At 31.3% G+C, this 1,659-nt stretch carries 1 protein-coding gene; it reads left to right on the forward strand.

The window, feature by feature from the left end:
• Window positions 1-291: 291 nt before the first annotated feature.
• A partial coding sequence (locus JZO85_RS23030; RefSeq protein ID WP_242550160.1) for a leucine-rich repeat domain-containing protein occupies window positions 292-1,659 on the forward strand: 1,368 nt, incomplete at its 3' end.

Consider the following 1,659-nt stretch of genomic DNA (forward strand, 5'->3'; position numbering starts at 1 on the left):
TGGATTGTATGAAAAACAAGAAAGAACAGGAGGAAGAAAAACGACTTTAACTATGTTTTACCAATCGTCTTCAATACAGATATTATTAATAATGTAATTAAGAAAAAAAGAAAGATAGTAACTATTGAAATGTAAAATAGAAATAACTCAATTGAGAGCCTCGAATAATTTTACTAAATAATTTGGAAAAATCAACTATTCTGTTTATTAAATATTGAAAGTTTTTGTTCAAATTTATCTCATTATCATTCGAGTTTTTATTGAGGAAATATTGAAATTTGGGGTGTGAAAATGAAAAATGCTAAGAAATTATTAATATGTGCTGGTATAGTTGCTTCACAATTACCAATTAATGTATTTGCAGATTCAACAGAATCGACAGAACCGACTACGGAAAGTTCTATTGAACAAGTTAGTAATGCTGAAGATAAAGAAAAGAGTATCACTACTTTGTCAACAATTGCTAATATTCCAGATCCAGTTTTTTATAATGTGCTGGATAACTTATTAAAACAATCTTTGAACTATCAAGTAACAATAGAAGATATGGCCACACTTAAAGAGCTTAATGCGGATGCTATTTGGCCAAATGCTCGATACATTTCTTCTGTTGAAGGCATAGAAAACGCAATTAATTTAGAAAGTTTAATTCTGAATAATCAAAAGCAATTATCCGATCTATCACCAATTAGTAAATTAGTTAAATTAAAAAGGTTATTGCTGCAATGGACAGGAGTAAATAGTTATGAAGATTTAGCAAATTTAACGAATATTGAAGAGCTTCAAATTGGTGGAGATTATGTTAGTGATTTGACTCCTTTATATGGATTGAAAAATCTAAAAAAATTGTATCATGATTCTGGTAGTTGGGCTGAATTAGGACACACGCCAGTGAAAATTTCTGATCTTAGTGTTTTTTTGGGAGTAACTAATTTGGATACGCTTAGTGTAACCTTTGATGACGTTAGGGACCTTACACCATTAGCTGGTAATAATAGTTTGGAAGTGCTGGATTTACGTAATAATTTGATTGAAGATGTCAGTACACTACTAGAAATGCCCAAATTATACTATGTAGATTTATCTAATAATCTAATTTCTGATTTAAATATTTTAGAAAGCAATAGAGGATTGGGATATCTCGCTGCTCACAATAACAAAATTCAAGATATATCGAAGTTAAAAGAAATGTTCAACTCTATGGAAAATAGGTTTACTAATTCAATGTTGGATTTACGTAATCAGTACATTCAAGCTTCTGATATGAGGGTTAAAAAAGGAAGTTCTTTTACTTCTATTAATCCTTGCATAGATCTCGATGGACAAAGTATGCCTATTACTAGTCTAAAAATAGATTCTATTGATTCAGAAACTCAAACTATTGAGAAAAGCGGATTATATTCATTTAATGTGGTATATGAGACGGTTAATTCAAATGGTGTCCCACTGAAATATTCTGCTGAGGTAACAAGGAATATCGAAGTTTATGATGACACTGTTGATCTAGCCAAAGTAAACGTGCATGACTCAACCATATATGTAGGTGACAAGTGGCAAGCAGAAGATAACTTTGACAGTGCGTTAGATAAGGAAGGTCAAGCAGTAGACTACAGTGCACTCACAGTTGATGCTAGTCAAGCAGATACGACAAAGGCAAGC

The organism is Candidatus Enterococcus murrayae, assembly GCF_017315985.1.
Lineage (GTDB): Bacteria > Bacillota > Bacilli > Lactobacillales > Enterococcaceae > Enterococcus_A > Enterococcus_A murrayae.